Consider the following 6,728-nt stretch of genomic DNA (forward strand, 5'->3'; position numbering starts at 1 on the left):
TTCGTCGCTGACCCGCACGGTGTGCCCGGTGCCCGGATGTACCGGACGGGTGACCTGGGCCGCTGGCGCCGTGACGGGACGCTCGAGTACCTCGGCCGTGGTGACCAGCAGGTGCAGCTGCGCGGCTTCCGGATCGAGCCGGGCGAGATCCAGGCCGTACTGACCAGGCACGACGCCGTCTCCGACGCCGCCGTGATCGTCCGCGACGAGCGCCTCGTCGCCTACGTCGTCGGAGCGGGGATCGACCCGTCCGAACTGCGCCGCTTCGCCGGCAAGGATCTCCCCGAGCACATGGTCCCCGCCGCCGTCGTCGAACTGGACGCGCTGCCCCTCACCGTCAACGGCAAGCTCGACCGCGCGGCGCTGCCCGCGCCGGACTTCGCGGCCAGGGCGTCGTCGCGTGCCCCGCGCACCGCGGAGGAGGAGACCCTCGCCCGCCTGTTCGCCGAAGTTCTCGGGCTCGAGCGCGTCGGGGCCGACGACGGGTTCTTCGACCTGGGCGGCGACTCGATCATCGCGATCCAGCTCGTCTCGCGCGCCCGCCAGTCCGGCCTGGTCATCACCCCGCGCGACGTGTTCCAGCACCAGACCGTCGAGGAGCTCGCCGCGACCGCCCGCCCGGTCGGGGAAGGCGAGGAGGCCGAGGCCGAGGCGCCCGGCGCCGGGATCGGTCCCGTCCCGGTCACCCCGATCGTGGCGTGGCTGCGCGAGCGGGTGGCGGGGGACGCCGCGCTGATCAGGGGCTTCCACCAGTCGGCGCTGCTGCGCACGCCGCCGGACCTCGGCGCCGAGCGGCTGACCGGCGCGTTCCAGGCGCTCCTGGACCACCACGACATGCTGCGCCTCCGCCTGGACGGATGGCAGCCCGTCGTCCGGCCGCCCGGCTCGTGCGACGCGGCCGCCCTGGTGACCCGGGTGGACGTCGCGGGCCTGGACGCCGACAAGCTCCAGTCCGTCATCACCGAGCAGGCCACCGCCGCCCGCGACCGGCTCGACCCGTCCGCCGGGACGGTCGCGCAGCTCGTCTGGTTCGACGCGGGCCGGGAGCAGGGCCGCCTCCTCGTCGTCCTGCACCACCTGGCCGTGGACGGCGTCTCCTGGCGGATCCTGCTGCCCGACCTGGTCACCGCGTGGGCCGGAAGAGCGCTCGACCCCGTCCCGACCTCGTTCCGCCGCTGGGCGCAGAGGCTCACCGCGTCGGAGCGGGGCGAGGACGAGCTGGAGGACTGGCTCGACATCGTCGACGGCCCGCCGCAGAACCTCGCCGGGCGGCCGCTCGACCCGCGCGTGGACATCGCGGCGCGCGCCCGCTCGGTCACCCTCGACCTGCCCGCCGACGTGACCGGCCCGCTGCTCACCGAGGTCCCGGCCGCGTTCCACGGGCGGGTCAACGACGTGCTGCTCACCGGGCTCGCCCTCGCCGTCGCCCAGTGGCGGCGGCACCGGGGCGGGCGCGGCTCCGGCGTCCTCGTCGACCTGGAGGGCCACGGCCGCGAGGACGTCGTCCCCGGCGCCGACGTCTCCCGCACCGCCGGCTGGTTCACCTCGATCCACCCGGTCCGGCTCGACACCGGCCACGAGACCGGCACCGCGGCGCTCAAGACGGTGAAGGAGCAGCTCAGGGCGGTCCCGGACGGCGGCATCGGCTACGGGCTGCTGCGCCACGGCGGCGGCGAGGCCGCCGCGGAGCTGGCCGGCGTCCCGCCCGCGCAGATCGCCTTCAACTACCTCGGCCGGGTCGCGGCCGGAGACGGCGGCGACTGGACGCTCGCCCCCGAGGAGCTCATCGCCGGGGAGGACCCCGCGATGCCGGCGGCGCACGTCCTGGAGATCAACGCCGTCACCCGGGACCTGCCCGGCGGTCCGGTGCTGTCGGCGACCTGGACGTGGCCGGACGGGCTGCTGGAGGCCGCCGCCGTCCGCGACCTCGCCGAGGGCTGGTTCACCGCGCTGCGCGCCCTCGCCGCGGACGTGGCCGCCGGCGACGCGGGCGGTTTCACCCCGTCCGACCTGCTCGTGGACCTGGACCAGAGCGAGATCGACAGGCTGCAGACCGCGTGGAGGCAGAAATCGTGAACCGGGGGGACCTCGAGGACATCCTGCCGCTGTCGCCCCTGCAGCAGGGCTTCTTCTTCCACGCGCTCGTCGACGCGGGCGACGGGGACGTCTACACGGCCCAGCTCGTCCTCGACCTGGAAGGGCCGCTGGACGCCGCCGCGCTGCGCGCCGCCGCCGGGACGCTGCTGCGCCGGCACGCCAACCTGCGCGCCGCGTTCTGGCACGAGGACCTGTCGCGTCCGGTCCAGGTGATCCCGCGCACGGTCGAGCTGCCGTGGGAGGAGGTCACCGCGTCCGGGGCGGAGGCGGACGCCGTCGTCGCCCGGGAGCGGGCACGCGGCTTCGACATGACCGCGCCGCCGCTCCTGCGGTTCGTCCTCGTCCGGACGGGCCCCGAGCGCCACCGGCTGATCCTCACCAACCACCACATCCTGCTGGACGGCTGGTCCACGCCGATCCTCGCGACCGAGCTGTTCCTGCTCTACATGCAGGGCGGCCACGAAACGGGCATGCCGCGCGTCACCCCGTACAAGAACTACCTGGCGTGGCTCGCCGGGCAGGACCGCTCCGCCGCGCGGGAGGCGTGGCGCCGCGCCCTCGACGGCCTGGACGAGCCCAGCCTCGTCGCCCCCGAGGCCGCCGCCCGCGCCCCGCGGCCCCCGCGGCCGACCGTCGCCGACCTCGACGAGCGCACCACCCGGCGCCTCACCCGCGCGGCCCGCCGCCACGGCGTCACGTTGAGCACCGTCCTGCAGGGCGCCTGGGGCCTGGTCCTCGGCCGCCTCCTCGGCCGGCGCGACGTGGTGTTCGGGTCGACGGTGTCCGGCCGCCCGCCGGAGCTGCCCGGCATCGAGCAGATGATCGGGCTGTTCATCAACACGCTGCCGATCCGCGTCCGCTACCGGATGGACGAGCCGCTCGCCTCCCTCATGGAACGCCTCCAGGACGAGCAGACCGAACTCCTCGCCCACCACCACCTGGGCCTCACCGAGATCCAGCGGGCGGCGGGCCACGGCGGCGCGCTGTTCGACACGATGACGGTCCTGGAGAACTACCCCTTCGACCCGTCCTCGATGGACGGCTCCCTCAACGGCGTGCGCGTCGCCTCCGCCGACTCCTACGACGCGACGCACTTCCCCCTCTCGCTGGTGGCCGTGCCCGGCGAGCGGCTGTCGCTGCGCCTGCACTACCGCCCCGACGTCTACGAGCACGGGGCCGTCGAGGCGCTCCTCGCCCGCGTCCGCCGCGTCCTGGAGGCGTTCGCCGAGGACTCCGGCCGGCCGATCGGCGCCGTGGACCTGGCGGGGGAGGACCAGCGGGCCCTGCTGGCCGGCTGGAACGACACTGCCGGCCCCGTCCCGTCCGGCACCCTCCCGGCCCTCTTCGAGGCCCAGGCCGCACGCACCCCGGAGGACGTGGCCCTCGTCTGCGGCGCCACCTCCCTCACGTACGCGGAGCTGGAGGGGCGCGCCAACCGCCTCGCCCACGAGCTGATCGCCCGGGGGATCGGCCCCGAGGACCGCGTGGCCCTGGTCCTCCCGCGCACCCCCGGGATCGTCGTCGCGATCCTGGGCGTCCTCAAGGCGGGCGCCGCCTACGTCCCGATCGACCCGCAGTATCCGGCCGACCGCATCGCCTTCATGCTGGACGACGCCGGGCCCGCCCTCACCATCACCGACGGGAGCGTGCCGGAGGGAGCCGGGCACGGGCGGCCGGTCCTGATCGTCACGGGCGGCGGATGCGCGGACGCGAGCGAGCGGCCGGGGCACGCCCCGGCCGACGGCGAGCGGATCCGGGCACTGCGGGCCGAGAACGCCGCGTACGTCATCTACACGTCCGGGTCCACCGGGCGCCCCAAGGGCGTGACCGTCCCGCACGCGGGCGTCCTCAACTACTTCGAGGCGCACCGGGACGCGTTCATCGACCCGGCCGTCGAGGCCGCCGGCGGGCGCCGCATGCGGTTCGCGCACCTGGCGTCGTTCTCGTTCGACACGTCCTGGATGGGCCTGCTGTGGATGATGTACGGCCACGAGCTGCACCTCATCGACGACGAGACACGCCGCGACGTCGAGGCGTACGCCGACTACGTGGCACGCGCGCGGATCGACCTGGTGAACACCACCCCGTCGCACTTCACCTCGCTCCGCGAGGCCGGACTGCTGGACGACGACGGACGGCACCGGCCCTCGCAGCTCCTCCTCGGCGGCGAGGCCGTCAGCGAGAGCCTGTGGGCCGAACTCCGCGCCGTGCCCGGCCTCGCCACGCGCAACTTCTACGGGCCCACCGAGTCGACCGTCGACACCATGAACCAGGCGGTCGCGCTCAGCGAGCACCCGTCGGTCGGCTCGCCCTACCGCAACACCCGCGCCTACGTGCTGGACACCGCGCTCCAGCCCGTCCCGGCCGGCGTCCCCGGCGAGCTGTACCTGGCGGGATCGCAGCTCGCGCGCGGTTACCTGAACCGGCCAGGACTGTCCGCCGAGCGGTTCGTGGCCGACCCGTACGGCGTTCCCGGTGACCGCATGTACCGGACCGGCGACCTGGCCCGGTGGCGCCCGGACGGGTCGGTGGAGTACCTCGGCCGCACCGACGACCAGGTGAAGATCCGCGGGTACCGGGTGGAGCCCGGCGAGATCGAGAACGTCCTCGCGGGCTGCGGCGGCGTCGCGCAGGCCGCCGTGGTCGTCCGCGACGACGGGCGCGGCGGCGGGCGCCTCGCCGCCTACCTCGTCGGGCCGGACGTCGACGTCGCGGCCGTCCGCCGGTACGCGGCCGAGCGGCTGCCCGACTACATGGTCCCCGCGCTCACCGTCCTGGACGCGCTGCCGCTGACCGTGAACGGCAAGCTCGACCGGGCCGCACTGCCCGCCCCCGACGCCGCACCGGGCGGCGGCCGCGCGCCCCGCTCCCCGCGAGAAGAGATCCTCTGCGGGCTGTTCGCGGAGGTGCTCGGCGTGCCGAGGGTCGGCGTGGACGACGGGTTCTTCGACCTCGGCGGCGACTCGCTCACCGCCACCCGCCTCACCGGCCGGATCCGGTCCGCGCTCGGCGCCGAGCTGCCCGTCCGTGCGCTGTTCGAGGCGCCGACCGTCGCGGGCCTCGCCGAACGCATCGCGGGTTCCGCCGGCGACGTGCGCCCTCCGCTGGTGCGCGCCGAGCGCCCGGACGTCGTGCCGCTGTCCTACGCGCAGCAGCGGCTGTGGTTCCTCAACCGGTTCGAGGGCCCGTCGGCGACGTTCAACATGCCGATCGCGCTGCGCCTCAACGGCTCCCTCGACCTGGACGCGCTGCGCGCCGCCCTCGCCGACGTGGTGGCGCGGCACGAGCCGCTCCGCACGATCTTCCCGGACGGGTCCGGGACCGCCCGCCAGCTCGTCCTCGAACCGGCCGCCGCGCGGCCCCGGCTCGACGTCGCCGAGACCGGCGAGGCGGCGCTCCCGGCGGCGCTGGCGGCGGAGGCCGGGCGCGGCTTCGACCTGTCGGTCGAGCCGCCGCTGCGCGCCCGCCTGTTCGCGCTCGGCCGCGGGCCGGACGGCGACGCGCACGTCCTCATGATGGTCCTGCACCACATCGCGGCGGACGGCTGGTCGATGGCGCCGCTGGCCCGCGACGTGATCCTCGCCTACGCGGCGCGGGCCGGCGGGACGGCGCCGGACTGGGCGCCGCTGCCCGTGCAGTACGCGGACTACACGCTGTGGCAGCGTGAGCTGTTCGGTTCCGAGGAGGATCCGGAGAGCCTGGTGTCCAAGCAGATCGCGTACTGGCGGGACGCTCTGGCCGGGTTGCCGGAGGAGCTGCCGCTGCCCGCGGACCGGCCGCGCCCGGCGCAGGCGTCCTACCGGGGCGGGACGCACACGTTCGAGCTGGACGCCGAACTCCACGCACGGCTCCTCGGGCTCGCCCGCGAGAACGGCGCGACGCTGTTCATGGTCATGCAGGCGGCCTACGCCGCGCTGCTGACGCGGCTCGGGGCGGGGACGGACGTGCCGATCGGGTCGCCGATCGCGGGCCGGACGGACGAGGCGCTGGACGACCTCGTCGGCATGTTCGTGAACATGCTCGTCCTGCGGACCGACACGTCCGGCGACCCGTCGTTCCGGGAGCTGGTGGGGCGGGTGAAGGAGACGGACCTCGCCGCCTACGCCCACCAGGACGTCCCCTTCGAGCGGCTCGTCGAGGTGCTCAACCCGGCGCGCTCGATGGCGCGCCATCCGCTGTTCCAGGTCGTCCTGTCGTTCCAGAACAACCCGGAGGCGCGGCTGGAGATGGACGGGCTCACCGGCGGCGCCGAACCCCTCGTCTCGGGTGCGGCCAAGTACGACCTGTCCCTCTACCTGGAGGAACGGCACGGCGACGACGGCGCCCCCGGCGGGATCGAGGCCGGTCTCGAATACGCCCTCGACCTCTTCGACGCCGGAACCGCCGTGTCCATCGCGGACCGCTTCGAGCGCCTCGTCCGCGAACTGGCGGCCGACCCCGACGCACCCGTCACCACCGCCGACATCCTCGACCGCGGCGAGCGTCGCACCCTGCTGCGCCGCTGGGCGGGCGGCAAGGGCGGCGACGTCCCGCGCACGACGATCCCGGCGCTGTTCGAGGCGCAGGCGGCGGCGCGTCCGGACGCCGTGGCGGTGTCGTCCGAGGGTGTGTCGTGGACGTATGCCGAGGTG

At 75.1% G+C, this 6,728-nt stretch carries 2 protein-coding genes; both read left to right on the forward strand.

Annotated features, from left to right (window positions below; genetic code table 11):
- Positions 1-2,076, forward strand: a 2,076-nt coding sequence (locus AB0C84_RS44990) for a condensation domain-containing protein (protein WP_361078817.1), incomplete at its 5' end; no start/stop codon positions are given.
- Positions 2,073-6,728: amino acid adenylation domain-containing protein (locus AB0C84_RS44995; RefSeq protein WP_361078820.1), on the forward strand; the 4,656-nt coding region annotated here is incomplete at its 3' end. The genes AB0C84_RS44990 and AB0C84_RS44995, both read left to right, overlap by 4 nt.

It is taken from the genome of Actinomadura sp. NPDC048955 (assembly GCF_040649435.1).
Taxonomy (GTDB): domain Bacteria; phylum Actinomycetota; class Actinomycetes; order Streptosporangiales; family Streptosporangiaceae; genus Spirillospora; species Spirillospora luteofluorescens.